General features: G+C 40.7%; 21 protein-coding genes and 1 riboswitch. Of the genes, 9 read left to right on the top strand and 12 right to left on the bottom strand.

What is annotated here, in order from left to right:
* Positions 1–83 precede the first annotated feature (83 nt).
* Together fabR and ACXJY6_RS16240 are read left to right on the top strand one after the other, a co-directional pair.
* Positions 84–698 carry an HTH-type transcriptional repressor FabR gene (fabR, locus tag ACXJY6_RS16245; RefSeq protein WP_458768974.1) on the top strand — a complete coding sequence of 205 codons (615 nt, stop codon included), beginning with the start codon at positions 84–86 and terminating at the stop codon, positions 696–698.
* A gap of 14 nt (positions 699–712) precedes the next feature.
* A complete protein-coding gene (locus tag ACXJY6_RS16240; RefSeq protein ID WP_456052250.1) occupies positions 713–1,078 on the top strand; it encodes a YijD family membrane protein in 366 nt (121 codons plus the stop codon).
* Positions 1,079–1,148: 70 nt separating this feature from the next.
* Here the strand turns inward: ACXJY6_RS16240 and trmA are convergent, their stop codons facing one another.
* On the bottom strand, positions 1,149–2,258 hold the full coding sequence (gene trmA / locus ACXJY6_RS16235; protein WP_458768973.1) for a tRNA (uridine(54)-C5)-methyltransferase TrmA: 1,110 nt from the start codon (positions 2,256–2,258) through the stop codon (positions 1,149–1,151).
* 179 nt (positions 2,259–2,437) lie between these two features.
* A riboswitch (cobalamin riboswitch) is annotated at positions 2,438–2,656 on the top strand.
* A gap of 37 nt (positions 2,657–2,693) precedes the next feature.
* Here trmA and ACXJY6_RS16230 point away from each other — a divergent pair.
* Complete coding sequence (locus ACXJY6_RS16230; protein WP_458768972.1) at positions 2,694–4,445, top strand: TonB-dependent receptor domain-containing protein; 1,752 nt, start codon at positions 2,694–2,696, stop codon at positions 4,443–4,445.
* Positions 4,446–4,506: 61 nt separating this feature from the next.
* Here ACXJY6_RS16230 and lpxM read toward each other — a convergent pair whose 3' ends face one another.
* The 4 genes from lpxM to coaBC all read right to left on the bottom strand — a co-directional run bounded on the left by lpxM (position 4,507) and on the right by coaBC (position 8,382).
* A complete protein-coding gene (gene lpxM, locus ACXJY6_RS16225) occupies positions 4,507–5,466 on the bottom strand; it encodes a lauroyl-Kdo(2)-lipid IV(A) myristoyltransferase (RefSeq protein ID WP_458768971.1) in 960 nt (319 codons plus the stop codon).
* A gap of 7 nt (positions 5,467–5,473) precedes the next feature.
* Positions 5,474–6,421 carry an LpxL/LpxP family Kdo(2)-lipid IV(A) lauroyl/palmitoleoyl acyltransferase gene (lpxL, locus tag ACXJY6_RS16220; RefSeq protein WP_458768970.1) on the bottom strand — a complete coding sequence of 316 codons (948 nt, stop codon included), beginning with the start codon at positions 6,419–6,421 and terminating at the stop codon, positions 5,474–5,476.
* Between the two features lie 118 nt (positions 6,422–6,539).
* Positions 6,540–7,130 carry a nucleoid occlusion factor SlmA gene (gene slmA / locus ACXJY6_RS16215; RefSeq protein WP_456052255.1) on the bottom strand — a complete coding sequence of 197 codons (591 nt, stop codon included), beginning with the start codon at positions 7,128–7,130 and terminating at the stop codon, positions 6,540–6,542.
* 43 nt (positions 7,131–7,173) lie between these two features.
* Complete coding sequence (coaBC, locus tag ACXJY6_RS16210; RefSeq protein ID WP_456052256.1) at positions 7,174–8,382, bottom strand: bifunctional phosphopantothenoylcysteine decarboxylase/phosphopantothenate--cysteine ligase CoaBC; 1,209 nt, start codon at positions 8,380–8,382, stop codon at positions 7,174–7,176.
* Between the two features lie 256 nt (positions 8,383–8,638).
* Here coaBC and radC point away from each other — a divergent pair, with 256 nt between their 5' ends.
* From radC to mutM, 5 genes are all read left to right on the top strand, one after another.
* The gene (radC, locus tag ACXJY6_RS16205) at positions 8,639–9,319 is read left to right on the top strand and encodes a RadC family protein (protein ID WP_458768969.1); all 681 of its coding nucleotides are present in this window, start codon (positions 8,639–8,641) and stop codon (positions 9,317–9,319) included.
* Between the two features lie 289 nt (positions 9,320–9,608).
* Positions 9,609–9,845, top strand: coding sequence for a 50S ribosomal protein L28 (rpmB, locus tag ACXJY6_RS16200; protein ID WP_456052258.1), 237 nt, complete (start codon positions 9,609–9,611; stop codon positions 9,843–9,845).
* A 14-nt stretch (positions 9,846–9,859) separates the two neighbouring features.
* Positions 9,860–10,027 carry a 50S ribosomal protein L33 gene (rpmG, locus tag ACXJY6_RS16195; RefSeq protein ID WP_456052259.1) on the top strand — a complete coding sequence of 56 codons (168 nt, stop codon included), beginning with the start codon at positions 9,860–9,862 and terminating at the stop codon, positions 10,025–10,027.
* Positions 10,028–10,167: 140 nt separating this feature from the next.
* Positions 10,168–10,647: a hypothetical protein gene (locus tag ACXJY6_RS16190; RefSeq protein ID WP_458768968.1), complete on the top strand. Its 480-nt coding sequence runs from the start codon at positions 10,168–10,170 to the stop codon at positions 10,645–10,647.
* A 39-nt stretch (positions 10,648–10,686) separates the two neighbouring features.
* Entirely contained in the window at positions 10,687–11,496 is an 810-nt protein-coding gene (gene mutM, locus ACXJY6_RS16185; protein WP_458768967.1) for a bifunctional DNA-formamidopyrimidine glycosylase/DNA-(apurinic or apyrimidinic site) lyase, read from the top strand.
* Positions 11,497–11,499: 3 nt separating this feature from the next.
* Here the strand turns inward: mutM and ACXJY6_RS16180 are convergent, their stop codons facing one another.
* From ACXJY6_RS16180 to ACXJY6_RS16150, 7 genes are all read right to left on the bottom strand, one after another.
* A complete protein-coding gene (locus ACXJY6_RS16180) occupies positions 11,500–12,441 on the bottom strand; it encodes a glycosyl transferase family 90 (RefSeq protein ID WP_458768966.1) in 942 nt (313 codons plus the stop codon).
* Positions 12,442–12,512: 71 nt separating this feature from the next.
* The gene (locus ACXJY6_RS16175) at positions 12,513–13,079 is read right to left on the bottom strand and encodes a YrbL family protein (RefSeq protein WP_458768965.1); all 567 of its coding nucleotides are present in this window, start codon (positions 13,077–13,079) and stop codon (positions 12,513–12,515) included.
* A gap of 7 nt (positions 13,080–13,086) precedes the next feature.
* Positions 13,087–14,334 carry a hypothetical protein gene (locus ACXJY6_RS16170; protein WP_458768964.1) on the bottom strand — a complete coding sequence of 416 codons (1,248 nt, stop codon included), beginning with the start codon at positions 14,332–14,334 and terminating at the stop codon, positions 13,087–13,089.
* Between the two features lie 34 nt (positions 14,335–14,368).
* Positions 14,369–14,848 (bottom strand): pantetheine-phosphate adenylyltransferase, encoded by a 480-nt coding sequence (coaD, locus tag ACXJY6_RS16165; RefSeq protein ID WP_458768963.1) that lies wholly within the window; start codon positions 14,846–14,848, stop codon positions 14,369–14,371.
* Between the two features lie 4 nt (positions 14,849–14,852).
* Positions 14,853–15,881, bottom strand: coding sequence for a glycosyltransferase family 4 protein (locus ACXJY6_RS16160; protein WP_458769023.1), 1,029 nt, complete (start codon positions 15,879–15,881; stop codon positions 14,853–14,855).
* A 29-nt stretch (positions 15,882–15,910) separates the two neighbouring features.
* Positions 15,911–16,693 carry a glycosyltransferase family 2 protein gene (locus ACXJY6_RS16155; RefSeq protein ID WP_458768962.1) on the bottom strand — a complete coding sequence of 261 codons (783 nt, stop codon included), beginning with the start codon at positions 16,691–16,693 and terminating at the stop codon, positions 15,911–15,913.
* Between the two features lie 73 nt (positions 16,694–16,766).
* Complete coding sequence (locus tag ACXJY6_RS16150) at positions 16,767–17,819, bottom strand: glycosyltransferase family 9 protein (protein WP_456052267.1); 1,053 nt, start codon at positions 17,817–17,819, stop codon at positions 16,767–16,769.
* Between the two features lie 126 nt (positions 17,820–17,945).
* On the opposite strand from ACXJY6_RS16150, the gene ACXJY6_RS16145 reads away from it, so the two are divergent.
* On the top strand, positions 17,946–18,668 hold the full coding sequence (locus ACXJY6_RS16145) for a 3-deoxy-D-manno-octulosonic acid kinase (protein WP_458769022.1): 723 nt from the start codon (positions 17,946–17,948) through the stop codon (positions 18,666–18,668).
* Positions 18,669–18,673: the final 5 nt, after the last annotated feature.

Raw genomic sequence — 18,673 nt, 5'->3', positions numbered from 1 at the left:
CAAATTCACCGTTCCCAATTTTCGACATACAGCGAATTCGCGTTATAGTAGAGTCTGATTTCAAGCAGTTGTTAGGTAAATGAATGGGCATTCGAGCTCAACAAAAAGAGAAAACGCGTCGTTCATTAATAGACGCTGCATTTAGTCAACTTAGCGCGGAACGTAGTTTTTCTAACTTGAGTTTACGAGAAGTATCTCGAGAGGCGGGGGTTGCTCCCACTTCATTTTATCGCCATTTCACGGGGATGGATGAACTTGGATTAACTATGGTTGATGAAGGTGGATTACTCTTACGTCAACTTATGCGTCAGGCGCGGCAGAGAATTACAGAAGATCGGAGTATGATTCGTTCTTCGGTTGAAACGTTTATGGAGTTTATTGAAAGTAGCCCTAATGTTTTTCGGCTTCTTTTACACGAACGTTCTGGAACGTCTTATGACTTTCGTGCTGCTGTTGCAAGAGAGATAGAACATTTTTCAGCAGAGTTGACTGAGTATCTTATTTCGGTTGGTGTTGATCGAGAAATTGCTTCTATTCAAGCGCTTGCATCTGTAACACTGGTCTTTAGTTGGGGAGCGGAAGCGCTCGACTTGGAAAAAAAAGAACGCGATGCCTTAGCGGAAAGGTTGGTTTCACAACTACGATTACTCGCGAAAGGTGCGCATAGTTATAGCAAAGAACATCAAATACAAAAATAGGGTGGGGATTATTCATGTCCAATGAGAAATATCAAGGTTCAGACCGTAAAAATTTACTATTAGCATTTGTAGCAGGGATATGTGGTGATCAAATTCTGTCGGCAATGACAATGAGTGAAGTTACTTTTTCTATTTTTCCGTGGATTGCGTTAATTGTTGCGCTTGAAGCATTATATTCAAACTACATTCGTCGCCCAATGGCAGAAGACTTCCCAATGATTGGTTTGGCATGTTTCTTTATTGGGGCGTTTGGTCATTCAGCCTTCTTGAAAATGGATTATCCACATGAAGGGACGAATATATTTTCAATATTTATTACGCTTGCGCTATTGGTGTGGGTTGGGAAAAAAATTGGCTGTATGAGTAATAAAACAGCATAAGAGTCAGTAAATCAAATAGGCCAGCTTCGACCATTTTCATGGTTTGAAGCTGGCCTTTTTTTATCATTTTTTAAGCTTTCTTTTCTAGCAATACGCCCGCTTCCATATGGTGGGTGTATGGGAATTGGTCAAAAAGAGCAAAACGAGTTACGTGGTGAGTTTCACACAAGATATCTAAGTTTTCTTGCAGAGTTTCAGGGTTACATGAAATATAAAGAATACGACGGTACTTTTGCACCATTTTACAGGTATCGATATCCATTCCTGAACGTGGTGGATCAACGAACACGGTTTCACACTGATAATCATTTAAGTCAACATTGGCTTGTTTTAAGCGATTGAATTCTCGTTGTCCTTCCATTGCCTGAGTAAACTCTTCTGCTGACATTCGAACGATTTTTACGTTGTCGATCTTGTTTGCAGCGATATTGTATTGAGCCGACTCTACGGAAGGTTTTGCTAATTCAGTAGCGAGAACACGAGTGAAGTTCTGAGCAAGCGCTAATGAAAAATTGCCATTGCCACAATAAAGCTCAAGTAAGTCACCTTGGCTATTGCGAGTACAATCTACCGCCCATTCCAGCATCTTCTCAGCGACTTTCCCATTTGGTTGAGTAAAGCTATTTTCGACTTGCTGATAAATGTATTCATCACCAAATACAGACAGTTTTTCGACGACATAATCGCGGTCGACAATGAACTTTATTTTACGAGCACGGCCAATTAGATCGAGTTTGAATCCCTTCTCAATAAAGCGTGCTTTAAGTTTCTTCGCTTCTTCGGCCCAAGTTTCATCAATCTGGCGGTGATAAAGCATCGAAATTAACATCTCGCCACTTAACGTCGAAAGAAAATCCACTTGAAATAATTTATGGCGCAGTAATGGATTGTCCTTGATTTGCTCAATTAACTCAGTCATCGCTTGGTTAATCAATGTACTCGCTGCGGGAAACTGATCAACGCGATATTTTTCACGTGTCTGTTGGTTGAACATGATGTAGTACAGATCATCACCTTGGTGCCACACTCGAAACTCTGCGCGCATGCGGTAGTGTTGTGGCTCGGAAGGGTAAACTTCGAGATCGGGTGCTGAGTAAGGCGCGAACATTTGCGTAAGGCGAGCCACTTTTTCATCGAGTTGAATTGGGTAGTTGACTGGGTTGATATCAAGATTCGCCATACGTTTGCCTATTGGTTGAACTGCTACAAAACTGAGGAGCGCAGATTTTAGACAATCTATACGCTATGTCCAGTGTTTCCATGATTCAAACGCCTATCAAATAAAGATAAATACAGCTCTTAAGTGAGATAACAATCGACTGAGTCAATTCTCATCTAGACAAATGTGATTTTGGTCAATATTATCCTCTTCCAGTTGGTGTGACTTGCTGGTTTTTGAACCAATAGTGAGTGGCTTAAAAGGGAATCTGGTGTAAATCCAGAACTGACGCGCAGCGGTAAAAGAGAACGAGAATTCATAAAGACACTGTAATTAGGATAATTATGGGAAGTCGAATTCGAGGTAGCAATAGAGTGATGCTCTCAAGTCCGAAGACCTGCCAACAACTGAGCTTAGTGGTGCTCAGTCACGTTACGCGATATAGGATTATCCAAAATGAAAAAATCTATTCTAGCGGCTGCTGTAGCATCGCTACTTTCCCCTATTTATTCCGTTCAAGCCGAAGATGTTTCAGCACAAGACACCGTAGTGGTGACAGCTAGTCGATTTGAGCAAACTATTGATTCAACGACGGCTGCTGTTTCAGTTATAACCCGTGAAGAAATAGAAGCTTCTCAAGCAACTGATCTCATTAGTGTATTAAACACCTTACCCAGTTTACAAATAGCAGCAAATGGTGGAATGGGCTCAACTCAACGGATTTTTGTTCGTGGTACAAGTTCTGATCATACTTTGGTTTTGATTGATGGGGTGCGTACTGGTTCGGCAACAACAGGCTCTGTTAATTTTAGTTCGATTCCATTAGTGGCAATCGAGCGTATCGAATTCCTCCGTGGAGCAGGAGCTGCGGTATACGGTGCCGATGCTATTGGTGGTGTGATCAATATTATCACTGACAGTGATCGTGAAGGTGGTCGAGTTTCTGCATCGATGGGTACTGATAATTATCGTGCTACCAATGGGTTAGTCGCTGGAAATCTTAGTGATAAATTACATGCATCAATAGCGGTATCAGCTTTAAAAACAGATGGTTTCTCAGCTAAATCAACCCCAAGTGACGATGATGGTTATGCTTCTCGTGCAGTATCTTTAAATACAAACTATAAATTGTCTTCTCAGATAGAGCTCGGTGGCTTGGCGTTAGCTCAAAAGTCGGAGGGGGAATACGATGAAGGGACTAATTCCAAAAAAGTCTACAATCTTTCCGGTTACGTTAATTATAAAAATAATAGCTATGAAACAAAATTGGTTTTGAGCGCTTCTCAAGATAGCTCTAAAGATTATTCTTACGATTCACTCTATGAGACGAATAGAACACAGATTGCTTGGCAAAATCAGTATTCATTGAGTCAAGATTGGGTTCTTTCCGGCGGAATAGATTGGAATGACGATGAAGTAGTCTCAACCGTAGAATACGATGAATCATCGAGAAGTAACTTAGCACTATATCTTCATTCTCAATTCAATACCGGGCCCTATGCTCTAGAAGCAGCCGTACGGACTGATGAAAATGAACGATATGGCTCACATAATACTTGGCAACTCGGTGCTGGGTATCAATTCAGTCCTACGTATCGTGTATTAGCGAATGCAGGTACGGCTTTTAAAGCTCCGACATTTAATGATTTATATTATCCGGGATACTCAAACCCTGATACGAAATCAGAAGAATCTATAAACTATGAGGTTGCTATTGAAGCGACGTACAGCGTAGCTGACTTCCATATTACCGCATATCATAACGATATAAAGAATTTGATCGCACTTGACTCTAATTACATACCATTTAACTATGGAAAAGTAGAGATTGAAGGCATTGAGTTTGCTGCTGGGTTTGATATCGGTCAATTGAGCAATACGCTGTCTTATGATTATACCAATGCGAAAGATACAGAAACAAACGAGCAGTTAGATCGCCGCGCTAAACACAATGTGAAATGGAACAGCACTTATCAAGTTGCAAATTGGCAGTTTGGCATGAGTTACTTATATCAAAGCGTTCGAAATGATGGTTCAAACACACTAGACCCGTACTCATTGGTTAATTTAACCGGTGCCTATACATTTGATAGTGGTATTCAGCTAAGTACTAAAGTTGGAAATATCTTCAATGAAGATTATGAAACCGCTTATGGTTACAATACCGAAGAACGAAATGTTTATGCGACTGTAAACTATAGCTTCTAAGTTTTACTTTTCAGAGTCAAAAGGCTGCTGTTGCAGCCTTTTTTGATTCAGCAATAAACCTCTATTTTGCTTTCCGATAAGGCTTACTGCCATCCGGTCGAGTCTTTAGTAGCGGTAAATTCCACATATAGTGCTCTTCTCGTCCTGTCAGCAATTCCTCTATCGCCTGATTCATCTTTCGTGCATCTTGTTCTTCATCTCCCGTTGGGAAGTTCTCTAACGCAGGGAGAATAAAAACTTCGTATTTGTGTAGCTTTTCGTTATAAGCGGGAAGAATCGGAACTATTTTCGCATTGGTGAGTTTAGCTAGTTTACCGAAGCCTTTTAACGTTGCTTTTTCGGTGCCAAAGAAAGGAGCGAAAACTGAATTTTTGTGGCCATGATCTTCATCGGCAGCCCAATAGCCAATATATCCTTCTTTGATCGATCGTAGAAATGGCTTGATGCCGACATCGCGATGATAAATGCGCCCGCCATATTGCATCCGTTGTTTGTGCATCAACCAATCTATCACTAAATTTTCTTGGGTTTTCATGATATTAGTGACTTTATAGCCGCGTGAGGCAAGCATAACTGCTGGGTAGTCTATCGCCCAAGTGTGCAGCGCAAGAATAATAACTCGCTGATCCGACTCTAATAACGGGAACAAGTTTTCTTCGCCAATAAGAATGCCTTTATCTTGGTTGAACTGAGTCGAACGTACCTGAAGCTCGGAATAGCCAAGCATATACTGTGCGGCTTTTTCAAACGTTTTGCGAAGAATCGTTTCTCGATCTTCCTCTGATTTATTTGGAAAACAAAAGCTTAAGTTAATTTTGGCACGTCGAATAACAGTGCTGTCTTTTCGGCTAATAACGAATGACGAGAGTTTGTTAGCAAGTCGATCTCGAATCGTTGCGGGGATAAAAGCCAATAGAGCAGCCATCGATATTCCTATCCAAGTTAACCAATATTTTGGATGTAGGAAGCAGAGTTTAAAGGTTGGGTTGTATAGATGCTGTTGCTGTTTGTCGTTCGACATAACAATCCTACTGATTCTTATAGCGTGAATTTTTTATTGATCGATCTGGGTGGTTTTTGAAGCGACGATGCATCCACATCCACTGCTCTGGCGCGCGGAGAATAACCTTTTCCACAAAGGTATTCATGTACGCTGCCGCAGCTACTTCATCTTTCTGCGGGAAGTTATCTTCAATTGATTGATCGGCGATAATGTTGTATTTGCCTTCATTATTACGAAAGCCTGATCCGATAACAATGGCGCAGCGGCTAGTATAAGCAAGAATGCTGGTTCCCGTAGTCGTACACGCATCTTCAATCGTAAAGAAAGGTACGAAAACTGATTTTCTACGACCATAATCGTGATCGGGTAAATAGAATAGTCGAGAACCTTTTCTCAATACGCGAATCATTGCTTTTAAATCTTTGCGATCGATAGCACTATTACCGTAGCTAGTACGGCCCCAATACTGAATGAAATTGTACGCAGGGTTATCGTGTGGGCGAAAAACGCCATACCCGTGCATGCCTAATTCAGCAAAAGCGCGACCAGTCATTTCTAAATTAAGTGCATGAACACAGCACAATAATACGCCTTTACCATTGGCTTCGTGCTTTTCGAGAGCACTAAGATCTTGTTTAACCAATAGTCGTTTAAAGCGCCATGATGGCCAAAACCAAGCAATTCCAGTTTCGATTAAAGCGAGCCCCGAGTTCTTAATGTTCTCATCGACGAATTCTTCAACCTCTTGTTGAGGTTTGTCTGGAAAAACGAGTTTGACGTTGGTTTTTGCGGTTCGAACGCGTTTCTCACCAAAGCGTGCGATGAGCGTTCCAAGAGAGCGGCCTAGAGAGAACGATAGAGAGTAAGGCAAGAGATTGACAATCAAAGCGAGAAATCCAAATCCTAGCCATACTCCCCAATATTTAGGGTGGAGTAATGAACGAGAAAATTGTGGGGCTTGCTTGTTGGACATAAAATCAATCGCCTACTTCGTTGAACTTGAGCTAAGAGAGCCATTTTGGTTTTCTTTTGATTGGCTTGCTTCGTTTGCCAATTGCCGCATCATACCGTAAATGTTCATATCATTACATTTAAGAGATTTGCTGTTTTAACATTTCCCAGTATTGTTCAAAGTGAGCCGTTGGGAAGTATTTAAAATCAGAACGCACATACCGATTTAGACTACCTTCTACTTGACCAAGTAGTTGAGCGGCTAATACGGTCTCATCTATAGGGAATGACTTACCCTCACGCAGTTTTCTCTCACGTAAAATTTGTCGAAGAGAGGTTTCAATCCGTTCATACAGTTGATTAATTCGTTCTCTTAATCGTTCATTTTCAAACATGAGAGCGTGACCAGATAGAATTCGAGTTAAACCTGGGTTGCGTTCAGCAAATGTCAAAATGAGCTGTAATACCATTTCAATTCGATTTAACGTGTCTTTCTCTTCTGCAAGTATGTAATTGATTCGAGACATTAAGGTCTCTTCAATAAACTCTATCAAGCCTTCAAACATCCGAGCCTTACTCGGAAAATGGCGATACAACGCTGCTTCAGACACCCCAACTTGTTTTGCTAGTTTGGCTGTAGTGATGCGAGATGCACCGTCGTGAGATTGAAGCATTTCAGCGAGTGCTTGCAGTATTTCTTCACGACGATTTGAACGTTTATTGGCAACCATGTTTGTTCCCTTAATGACTTCAAATTACAGGTAGCGTATAGAGCTATTGTTGCTCCAATTGTTGCTGGATAGTTTTTACCACATCGTAGGCAAGTTTCGCCTTAGATGCGAGTGTTAGTGTTTGTTCGCCATCGCGCCAGTAAAGCGTCAAAGCATTATTCTGGCTATTGAAGCCTTGACCTTCTATCGAGACATCGTTGGCACAAATCATGTCGAGATTCTTATTCACGAGTTTTCCACGTGCGTATTGAGCCACATCTTGAGTTTCCGCAGCAAAGCCAACAGTAAACGGTCGGTTGTCTTTCATTGCAGCAACAGATGCGACGATATCTGGGTTTTTCACCAATTCAATGGTCATTTCATCACTGTCGGCGGTTTTCTTGATTTTTTGCTCGGCAACAGAAGCGGGGCGATAATCAGCCACAGCTGCACAACTAATAAAAACATCATGGTTCACGGCTTGTTCCATTGCGCTTCGGTGCATCTCTTGAGCGCTTTCTACATTAATACGATTAACGCCAGCAGGAGTTGAAAGTGATACTGGACCTGCAATTAAGGTGACATCAGCACCGAGTTGCTTTGCAGCATTGGCGAGCTCGAATCCCATTTTTCCTGAACTGTGATTACTCAAGTAACGTACAGGATCAAGTGCCTCACGAGTTGGGCCTGCAGAGATTAAAATGCGTTTTCCTTGAAGCAGCTTTGGTTGAAAGAACTGTTCACAGAGTTCGACTATTTGCATTGGTTCAAGCATTCTTCCCGGACCGACATCACCACAAGCTTGTTCGCCCGATGCAGGACCCCAAATTTCGGCTCCACGTCGGCTCAATGTTGCAATATTTTCTTGAGTCGCCATGTTTTTATACATTTGCTGATTCATAGCGGGAGCAACTGCAATCGGAGAGTCTGTTGCTAGAACTAAGGTTGATAAGAGATCATTGCCCAATCCTGCGGCGACACGACCAATGAGATCGGAGGTGGCTGGAGCGAGTAAAACTAAATCGGGCCACTTAGCTAGTTCAATATGGTTCATCGAACGTTCAGCTTCAGGATCCAATAGACTCGTTGCAACTTGATGGCCAGACACAGCTTGCATGGTTAGCGGAGTAATAAAGGCAGTCGCAGCTTCCGTCATTACCACTCTTACTTCGGCTCCTCGTTCTATCAATCGGCGAGTGAGATCGGCGCATTTATACGCAGCAATACCACCACTCATTCCGAGCAATATCTTTTTACCAGCTAACGTTTGCATACTTCGTCCTTATTTTATTGCAGAAGGCAAGTTACATGCCTAAATGTCATTTCAGTTATACAGTGATGATGTTCATTCATCCTAAATTCAATCAAGTAGACCATATAATAGTGAAAGAGTTCGCAGGATGTAAGCCCTTACTAACATGTTATTTCATCCTCATATTATGATAGACCGTACTCTTATTATTGTAAGTTGCGATGAGATCAATCATTCGACTATATCTGTCTAACCACGAATAAACGAAGTACTGAATATGATTAATGAATTTGTATCTGAAAAACATTTGTTACCTCGTGAGAAGTTAGTTCGATATGGGGCAAGTTCATTAAGTGATGAAGAATTACTTGCTATTTTTCTTCGCACCGGGACCAAGGATCAAAATGTATTGGAGCTTTCGAGTCATCTATTGATGCACTTTGGTTCTTTGCGGCAACTATTTCTCGCATCAATTGAGGAGTTTTGTGGATTTAAAGGCATAGGGCAGACTAAATACGCTCAAATTCAAGCAGTACTGGAATTGGGACAACGCTACTTAGCGGAAACACTAGAACGTGGCAGTGCATTAACAAATCCAAATGAAACCCGGTTATATCTAACAGCATTTTTACGAGATAGGCCTCGAGAGGCGTTTCTGGTTTTGTTTCTAGACAACCAACACCGTGTGATTGAAGCAGAGATATTATTTGAAGGCACGATTGATTCTGCATCGGTCTATCCACGTGAAGTGGTGAAGCGAGCATTAGACCATAATGCGGCCGCTATTATTTTAGCGCATAACCATCCGAGTGGTATTTCTGAACCGAGCCCGTCGGATCGTCGAATTACCGATAAAATTTGCGCTGCCATGCAGTTGGTGGATATTCGAGTTTTAGACCACTTTGTCGTTGGTGACGGTGAAATTACCTCTTTTGCCGAACGAGGTTGGATAAACTGACGAAATACCTTTCGATCGAGCTCATATTTTAGTTGTGAGATAGTGAGATTCTGCTATTATGCGCCCACTAAAATTATCAACCTTAATCAGCTCGGCGACAAAAAGATCTCAAGATCCTTAAAAAAGGATCTATTGGGGTCTTGAGCAATGCTCGTCAAGTTAGTATAATGCGCGACCTTTGATAGCCTTGATGGATCTTCCATAATAGGTTTTAGTCTTAAATTTTTACGATTTTAAGACTTCGACACCAAGGTTGATATCGAGCTGAAACGATTTGGAGAAGACATTCATGTCCCGAGTATGCCAAGTAACTGGTAAGCGTCCTGTAACGGGTAACAACCGTTCACACGCAAAAAATGCTACTAAGCGTCGTTTTCTGCCGAACCTACAAACTCATCGTTTCTGGGTAGAAAGCGAAAAACGTTTTGTTAAACTGCGCCTTACTGCTAAAGGCATGCGTATTATCGATAAGAAGGGCATTGATGCTGTTCTTACTGATATCCGTGCGCGTGGCGAAAACGTTTAAGAGGAATTAGTAAAATGGCTAAAGGTATTCGTGAGAAAATCCGCCTAGTATCTTCTGCAGGTACAGGTCACTTCTACACTACTGAGAAGAACAAACGTAACATGCCTGGTAAATTTGAGATCAAAAAGTTTGATCCAGTAATTCGCCAACACGTTATGTACAAAGAAGCTAAAATTAAGTAATTAATTTCTGCTTTAATGTTTTGTGAAAACCCAGCTTAGGCTGGGTTTTTTATTGTCTTTTTTTTATAAAAACACATAAGCTAACGGTAATACAAAGAAAACTATATATTTTTATATTCTTCATATGTGGAAGTAATACTATGGCTTATCGTGGTCGCCGTTGGAATAACATTTTGATGTTAGGCATCATTTTGTTTATCGCAGTACTTAACCTACCAACGATCATTAAAACGTATTTAATCGATGATTCTGAAGCAACCTCCTATCCAACTCTCTTTGATGCTTCTCATCAGGTTGTTGCGTTGTACAGCTCTGATTGGTCGTTGATATATCATGGAAACCAATGGCAAAGTACGCCAGTACTAACAACCGACACGCTTGAGCTAGTACAACGCTGGAAAGAGCTCTTAGGTACACCTGTGTCTGATGAAGCATTCAATACGATGAAAGATAACCTTTCGGCTGCCAATACGCTGGAAGTCTGGTACGACGGAGTTGAGGAGCCACAGAGAGTTACTTATTACCGCACTCCAAATTTTTGGTTGTTTAAAAATTGGCAGCAGCAATGGATAGCAGTATCGGTAGAAGATGCTTATTTATTTCCTGCGATAAAACCTTAAGCTATCTAGATTACCTAATATTTACTAAGAGAAAATCGAATGCCTGAATTACCCGAAGTCGAAGTTAGTCGATTAGGAATATCACCTTATTTAGTGGGTGTTGAAGTGAAGTCGATTGATGTGCGCACGCCAAAATTGCGCTGGCCAATTCCCCATCAGCTTAAACAACTCGAAGGGGAGGTTATTCGTTCAATCACGCGACGTGCAAAATATCTTTTACTGGAAGTCGATACCGGAACTGCAATTATCCATTTAGGTATGTCGGGTTCTCTACGTGTTTTAGATGCCCCGATAACGCATGGCAAGCATGATCATGTTGATCTTTTTCTTACCAATGGCAAAGTCTTACGGTACAACGATCCACGACGTTTCGGTGCTTGGCTTTGGTGTGAAAAGGGAACTGAGCACCCAGTATTAGAGAAAATGGGCCCAGAACCACTTAGTGATGAATTCAATGCTGAGGTTATTGAATCACGAGCTAAAAATAGAAAAACTACGATTAAACAATTTATTATGGACAACAAGCAGGTGGTAGGGGTTGGTAATATTTATGCCAATGAATCGTTATACCTTTCTCATATTTTACCGACTCGACTTGCTGGTTCGTTGACATCTAAAGAGTGGAAAGTCTTAGTTGCTACCATAAAGAAGGTGCTAGCAAAAGCAATAGAGCAAGGTGGTACAACGCTTAAGGACTTTGCTCAAGCCGATGGGAAGCCTGGCTATTTCGCCCAAGAACTGATGGTATATGGGCGCGCAGGAGACGCTTGCTTTGAATGTGGTAGTTTAATTCAAGAGAAGAAAATTGGGCAAAGAAATACGTTTTATTGCCGGAGTTGCCAGCAATAAAATTTAAGTATTATTGCTGTAATGTTCCTGTCCTGAATGTTTGAAGTACTTGTTTGCAACTAACAAGGAGATCAAACGTTCTTGTTCTGGGTTTTTAAATTGTTCAATCCATGCATGAGCATTTGCAATAATCGTTTCTGCTTCTTCAGGGTGGGCAATGTAATAATCCATTTTTTCGATAAGATCTGAATAATCATCTTTCACTTCAACATAATGAACGCCACCTTCTAAACGCCCTTCCATAAACCAAGTTTCAAATTTAGGCTCAGACATAACGGCGAGTGAATTTGAAGACATCACCCATTTCAAGTTGGTCGCGACATCTCTGCCTTCAATACAAAGAATAAACTTATATTTTAATTGCTCTTCAATTGTCATTCTTGGTTTATCCCAAGGCTGACCTTCTTGTGGTCTATGACGCCCTATATTGCAGCGTGGGTGATCATAATATTTCTCAATAACTACTTTTCGATGCGCTAAAAACCCCAACCCTCTCCAGACGGCTAAGTCTTTTTTTTCCGCAAAGGTAAGTGGATCTTCTAGGAATTGAAAATGACGAATGGCATTTAACTTCAATATAATAGAATTGTGATTGTTGTTATTAATTGGGCGACTTTTGACGAATGCGGGAGCGCTAGGAACCTCTCGTACATCCCCATTTATATAATGAAAACGATTGGCTTTAGGGAACCCTTTAATGACTTTAAAAAGATCAAAGTAATAAGTTGTACCACCTGTCTTTTTGAATGCGTCAATCTGAGTGCTTGGCTTATCATTAAGTATGAAAGTATCGCTAATTTGATTGTAATAGTCGAGTCTAGATTGAAGGTAGGTGGATGGCTCTTCAGTGATTGATTTGACCTTTTTTTTCGCAATATAGCGATGGAGCGCAGTAGGGATTAGGGTCAATAACCCATGACTTAGGTAATAGTTGAATTTTCTCATTTATAGCCTAGCCGCAGATTTGAGATATTATTACGCGAATTATAGCAATAATACGGCATGTTAGCATTGGATTAAAGTTGATAGTTTTTTTTGATACATGGCCATTTTATCTTCATTTTTATGCGAGCATACCAAGGGAGAAGACTTAGGAGCTTTAGTTTTACACCATAGTTACGAGTCCCTAGTCCATCAATAACCTTTAGACGCATTCCATTTTGATCGCGCTGCAAAAGCAACTGATCTTTATTGCAGTCGCCGATATAAATGGCATTGCTCACTAGGTATTTATTTAGGTCATTGAGAAGGTCTTTAACGACGCCTCGGGAAACAATTCCTTGCTTAATTGCTTCATCAAGGCGTATAGAAGGCGAATGACCATCATCCATTATCCGTTCAAACATTAGACCTTTTCCCCAATCTGTATCGACCTCACCATAGTATTCAGAGAGATAGGTAAACGGGACATTACGGTTTTTTAAGTTTGTTAAATAATAATCTTCAATTTTATTTTGGTTTCGATGAATGATACCCGGCTGGTTAACTTTTATACATTTTGAAGGGTCGGTTGGATGAATAAAACAAGCTCGCTCATTACCGAAACCTAGTATCTTTTTAGGATCAATGAATATCGTTGTCATAGTATCGCTATAATTTTATTTCTCTAATTAGTTTCTGTGTCGCTTCAATTGAATGGCTATTATTAATATAAATAAATAGCGGACTATTTAACATGTACCCAATTTCAAAGTAGTCAGAACGTAAATGATTAATAGCAATCACCGATAACTCTTGCTTTCGTGAATGTATCACCTCAGCCGGAGCATCAAGCTGAATATAAGCTAAAGGTGTTGGACAAAGCACTATCTTTTCCTTGGCTTTTTGATCTCGGGTGACATTTTTATCAAGAAAACGAGTTCCTTGAATTAGTAAGTCGGGATAATAGCGGTCGATAAATTTGAATTTACCAATATTAAAAGCCAAGCCTCGTAAGTATCCCCCAAGCAACGCAATCCAGAAAAGTTTCTTATGTTGTTCGTCGTCAAATTGATTCTTGGCCAATTTAATACCAGACTTTTTATCTAGCTTTTTCTTTGTGGTGCGATAAAGCACATGATAAAGGAGTCCTTTTCGGAACATCTTTTTAAATCGATAATATTGACCTCCCATAGAGTGGGTCAATGAATCAATAACGGTTGTTTTTCCGACTCCATCAGGTCCAACTATCGCTATAAATTTTCTTTTTTTCCTAACGTCTTGTTTTAGACGGAACCAATTTTTTGAGATACGGTGCTGTCTATTAGAATATACGAGTCCAAGGCTCTTAAGATAGTCATTCGCAAGCTGCATTGATTTGTGGCTTGGGTTTGCTAACCATTCCTTTACCTTCTCATCAACACCTGTTAGTGAAAGGAAGTAGTGTAGCCTCTTCTGAACCTCTGAGGATTCTAGAGATTTTTTCTTTGAATAAAGATGAGATAAATAGAAAAGAGCAGCGATGTTTGGGGAAAGAACTGATTCATTGTTTTCGTTGAAATGAATATAACCTTTATCAATGAGTGTTTGCGTTAAGATCGCCGACCCTTTTGGTATTGTCGGGGATTTGATATCAAGTTCAGTCCAGATATCCATAAGAACACTTCTATTGCTATCATGGGAAAACAGTGTCAACTCCATCTTATTGAGTCGATGCCGCTTAAGTGAAAACGAATAGCGCATTGCTGCACAGCATTGTTGAACGGTGGAAAAAAAAGAAAAAGTGTCTTTGGGATGAATAAGAAGATCAAAGTCACCAATGTATATGTCTGGCTCTTGAATGGCCTTGGGGCGAATAAATACTAATGGTCGATGTTGCGTTTGAAATTGAGAGAAAATGCGTTGTATTAGCTCGACCATTATTATAGGACCTATTTTTCGAATATCTTATGAGTTATGTACGACTGACTTTATTCATTATGGCGTCAAAAACCACATTTGGGACAAAAGATTTCACATCTCCACAATGAATCGCGACTTCTCGAATAATCGTCGATGAAAGAAATGCATACTCTTCTGAGGGCGTTAAAAAAATACTTTCTAAATTGGGCTTTAAACGACGGTACATGGTAGTTAGACCAAATTCATATTCAAAATCTACCGTTGTACGCAGTCCTCGAATTAAAACATCGGCACCCTCTTGTTCAGCAAAATCAACTAATAAGCCAGAAAATCCTTTTACTTCGACATTATCGACGTGAGAGGTAGCTTGCTGAGCCAGGTCTACTCGTTCACTTAGAGTAAACATTGTCTTTTTTGAAGGGCTTGCTGCCACACCAATTATAATATGGTCAAACATTTTAGATGCACGCTCTATAATATCGAGGTGCCCATTCGTCAATGGATCGAAAGTTCCAGGATATATGACAGTCATATTTTTATTGAACCGCTTGATAAATAAGTTGATATTGCTCTGAGGTGTAGCTGATGTCAAAGCGCTTTAGGGTTTCTTCACTTGCCGCAATATATGAATTTCGGGAAGCTTGATTTTGATACAAGTCTAAGATTGCCTCGGCCAGTTGTTGAGCATTCCCCGGTTCGATGAGTAAACCATTTTTCTTATGTTCGATAATATCAGGTATTCCACCTGCATTGGTGGCTACAACTGGAAGTTTGGCTTGTAGTGCTTCTAAAATTACTGACCCTAACCCCTCGGTATAAGAGGGGTGAACCATCAAGTTGGCCGCACTAAACCAATCGCCCATGTTAGATTGCTTTCCTTCAAAAGAGATATTATTTACGCCAACGGCTAAAGCTGCAATTTCTTGCATGTCCTTGCCGTCACCAAGCAAAGCAATATGAACATCGACGTTTTTCTCTTCCAATATTTTAGCGGCTTCTATGGTGACATTATGCCCTTTGTGTTTGAGCATTTTTGCTGCTTGGACAATTAAAAATTTATCTTGGAAACGTTGGCGAATCTGTTTAACAGCATCATCATCTATCGGGTAGCTAACCGGTGAGCTAGGGATTTTTTTTATTTTTTCACGCGAATGTTTTGCCGCGAGCTTATTAACTATTTCTTGACTGAGCCCCACTAAAGTATGAGCTTTGGAGTACGCAAGATTAGCTAACCATCTGTCCTTGAGTGGGTTATCGATGCGTCGAGTAACAATATAAGGTTTACGATAGAGTAGGTGTTGTATTAAAGCCCAATAAATTGCACGTCCTTCATGGACATGGACTAATTCACAATCGTCAGTTACCCATTTTTGATGGGAGCGAGTGAAGTGCGATGCAAATATTACGTCACAACCTAACGCTTGAACGGCTTTTGCAAACGGACTTTTAGGGTTGACCACGACTTTTAGCTTATAACCTTCAGATAACTGCTGCTTAATCAATTGCAGTGTTTGGTTTTCTCCACCGCTATAGCCAGAAGCGAGATTTACATGGCAGATGTTGATGACTTTTTCCATTTTGTATTGCTCTTTGGTTACCAAATTTTATCAAAGTCTTCTTTTTCTAAGACCTTGGGATCGCGTTGGTACTCTAATAGCTTGGCATATTTGAGATAGCTATTTACCGCTGAACTCAGTGCGACGGTCATACCATCGACACCGCCAAGGAAGCCTCGTTGAAAAATATATTTACGAATAAAAGCATTAAGACCATGACTAAAGGGGGAGAGTGCGTTCGCCCGTTTTCCTTTTTGGTACATGATTTTCGCTGCTCGGCCACTAAAGTTACGGCCTGGTTTAGCAAATAATTGACCTAGGTTTTCAAATGAATAATGGATCAAATCCGCTTCTAACTTTGCTGGATTTGATGCTTGAACAGAAGCGTGCTGTTTCACTTCGGAAAAGCGAGTTTTTGATTTATCGTATAAACGAATACAGTAGTCTGGGTACCAACCGCACTGTTTGATCCAACGACTTCCAATATAATTGCGGCGTTTAAAGGCAAAGGCGTCATGAAGGGTTTGCGTTAAATCTAACTGTTTGATGGCATTGACCGCTTCTTCCGTCAAACGCTCATCCGCATCGATACTTAAGACCCATTGGTTACTACAGTGTTCTAATCCAACATTTTTCTGAAACCCATCGCCTAAGTAAGCTTGTTCAATTACGATCGCACCGGCTTCTTTAGCCAATTGCTGTGTATTGTCGTGACTGTGTGAATCGACAACGATAACTTCAGAGCAAACTTGTTGAAGTGATTGAATGCATTCAACAATATTCTGTGATTCATTTAAAGTGATGATAACGCCAGTAATCATGGGCGAAGTTCTCCGAATTTAGGGCTCTGGATACGGCATGACCATTATCATACCTGATCTGATTAAACTTGGCTTATAAGTTGAAGTGTTGTACTGCTTTATCGAACATAGTGATGACTTCTTGCGATGAGATACGTTCCATAGCGTATTCATCTTTGACACGAGTCCGCCAATCAACGTCTTGAGGAGATTTTCCAGTTTCGGCAAGTAGTGCTTCCGCATAGCAAGAGACCACGAAATCTCGATAATTGTAAGGTCCGGTTCTCTCTGGGTTATGATGGGCATATAAACCAACGACAGGAGTGTCGAGAGCATTGGCCATATGTGCAGGGCCTGTATCTGGTGCAATCACTAGTTGTGCTAAATCGATAAGTGCGAGCATCTCTTTTAAGCGACTTTTTCCGACTAAGTTTAAGACGGGTTGAGTAAGCTGTTTCTCAATTTCTTGTGCAAGTTCAATTTCGATGTTAGCTGGTGAGCCTGCGAGAATAACCTTCCAACCTTGTTGCTGAGCATAATTAATAACATCGACATAACCTTGAACAGTCCAGTTTTTATAGGCTTTACTTGCCGCTGGGACGACAACTAATTGGCGTTGTGATGACGTGATATGTTGTGTCGCCCAGTGAAGGTCATCATTACTATAATGCAGCTTCCACTTTGGTGTGACATCTTCAATGCCCAATTCTGTCGCAAAGGCTAGAAGTCCGTCGAGTACATGAGGAGAACTAGGAGAGGGCACTTTCACATTGGTAAACCACGTCTGTCCATCTTGGCTGCGAGTTCGGTCAAACCCTAACTTGTATTTTGCTTTGATGCCAAATGTCGCAATACTGGATCGTAAGGCATATTGCATATGAAGTAACGCATCAAATCGCTCATCTTTTAAAGTGCGCCATAATGATTGGTACGCTTTCCATCCTTGTTTCTTGTCGAACACAATTACGTGGACGTTATCCAAACCTTCAAGTAGTTGAGCTTCCAATGTTCCTGATATCCACGTAATTTTTGTTTCTGGCCATTGTGCTTGAATGGCTTGAACGGCGGCTACCGCATTGCAAACATCTCCAATTGCAGATAATCGGAGGACACAAATGGAGCGTGGTGGAGTGGTAAACAAGGGCATTTAGCGTTCTCTATGATAAGCCATGCATCTAACAGCAATTATGGAGGCTTTGATTATGCATAGCCCCATATAAAATGTAAAATAATAGCAAGAAATTGAATTCAATCTCCTGAGTGAAAGCGTGTGATTAAAAAGAGTGAGCAAGGCCGACAAACTATTTGGTTTGACGATGAACTATTGGATGTCTCAGAGATTGATCGTTGTTGTGATGTCGATTATTGGCATCAAGTAAATGCAGTGGTGGGGTCAGCTCAAGGTCGAGGCACTACATGGTTTATTCAGTTAGCGTTAATGCAGGCAGCACTACGACATTATCGTAGAGGTGGTCTTTTTGGTAAGTTGGTGAAAGATCACTATATCTATTCGACACTTGAAAAGACAAGAAGCTATCAAGAATTCTCTTTGCTACAGCAATTACATCTCGGTGGAGTCGCGGTACCTAGGCCTATCGCGGCTCGAGTTATAAAGAAGCACTTCTGCTACCAGGCAGATCTTTTAAGTGAACGGATCCCAAATGCCAGAGATTTGGTGAGTGTTTTGCGAGAAAGAAAGCTCTCTGATGATATTTATGAAAAGATTGGGATTGAGATAGCGAAAATGCATCAAATTGGCGTTAATCACACCGATCTTAACATTCATAATATTCTATTAGATGATAGTAATAAGGTGTGGATTATCGACTTCGATAAGTGTTGTCAGGTTTCAAAGAACAAGAGTGAAGAATGGAAACAAAATAACATCGCTAGGTTATTAAGATCATTCGAGAAAGAGTCAGTGAGAGAATGTATTCACTGGGATAAAACGCGAGATTGGTCTGCGTTGATCTCAGGTTACAAAACATTAAAATAGAAGCT

The sequence above is a fragment of the Vibrio phycocola genome, from assembly GCF_054404255.1.
This window is presented reverse-complemented; position numbering and strand designations above follow the sequence as displayed.

Bases quoted from the DNA above. Each gene is read 5' to 3' on its own strand.
- radC (WP_458768969.1), top strand. From the start codon at position 8,639: ATGATTAATGAATTTGTATCTGAAAAACATTTGTTACCTCGTGAGAAG.
- coaD (WP_458768963.1), bottom strand. From the start codon at position 14,848: ATGACTGTCATATATCCTGGAACTTTCGATCCATTGACGAATGGGCAC.
- trmA (WP_458768973.1), bottom strand. From the start codon at position 2,258: ATGGCGAATCTTGATATCAACCCAGTCAACTACCCAATTCAACTCGAT.
- coaBC (WP_456052256.1), bottom strand. From the start codon at position 8,382: ATGCAAACGTTAGCTGGTAAAAAGATATTGCTCGGAATGAGTGGTGGT.
- ACXJY6_RS16155 (WP_458768962.1), bottom strand. From the start codon at position 16,693: ATGATTACTGGCGTTATCATCACTTTAAATGAATCACAGAATATTGTT.
- rpmB (WP_456052258.1), top strand. From the start codon at position 9,609: ATGTCCCGAGTATGCCAAGTAACTGGTAAGCGTCCTGTAACGGGTAAC.
- ACXJY6_RS16150 (WP_456052267.1), bottom strand. From the start codon at position 17,819: ATGCCCTTGTTTACCACTCCACCACGCTCCATTTGTGTCCTCCGATTA.
- mutM (WP_458768967.1), top strand. From the start codon at position 10,687: ATGCCTGAATTACCCGAAGTCGAAGTTAGTCGATTAGGAATATCACCT.
- ACXJY6_RS16230 (WP_458768972.1), top strand. From the start codon at position 2,694: ATGAAAAAATCTATTCTAGCGGCTGCTGTAGCATCGCTACTTTCCCCT.
- slmA (WP_456052255.1), bottom strand. From the start codon at position 7,130: ATGGTTGCCAATAAACGTTCAAATCGTCGTGAAGAAATACTGCAAGCA.
- rpmG (WP_456052259.1), top strand. From the start codon at position 9,860: ATGGCTAAAGGTATTCGTGAGAAAATCCGCCTAGTATCTTCTGCAGGT.
- lpxL (WP_458768970.1), bottom strand. From the start codon at position 6,421: ATGTCCAACAAGCAAGCCCCACAATTTTCTCGTTCATTACTCCACCCT.
- ACXJY6_RS16175 (WP_458768965.1), bottom strand. From the start codon at position 13,079: ATGACAACGATATTCATTGATCCTAAAAAGATACTAGGTTTCGGTAAT.
- fabR (WP_458768974.1), top strand. From the start codon at position 84: ATGGGCATTCGAGCTCAACAAAAAGAGAAAACGCGTCGTTCATTAATA.
- ACXJY6_RS16180 (WP_458768966.1), bottom strand. From the start codon at position 12,441: ATGAGAAAATTCAACTATTACCTAAGTCATGGGTTATTGACCCTAATC.
- ACXJY6_RS16240 (WP_456052250.1), top strand. From the start codon at position 713: ATGTCCAATGAGAAATATCAAGGTTCAGACCGTAAAAATTTACTATTA.
- ACXJY6_RS16170 (WP_458768964.1), bottom strand. From the start codon at position 14,334: ATGGTCGAGCTAATACAACGCATTTTCTCTCAATTTCAAACGCAACAT.
- ACXJY6_RS16190 (WP_458768968.1), top strand. From the start codon at position 10,168: ATGGCTTATCGTGGTCGCCGTTGGAATAACATTTTGATGTTAGGCATC.
- lpxM (WP_458768971.1), bottom strand. From the start codon at position 5,466: ATGTCGAACGACAAACAGCAACAGCATCTATACAACCCAACCTTTAAA.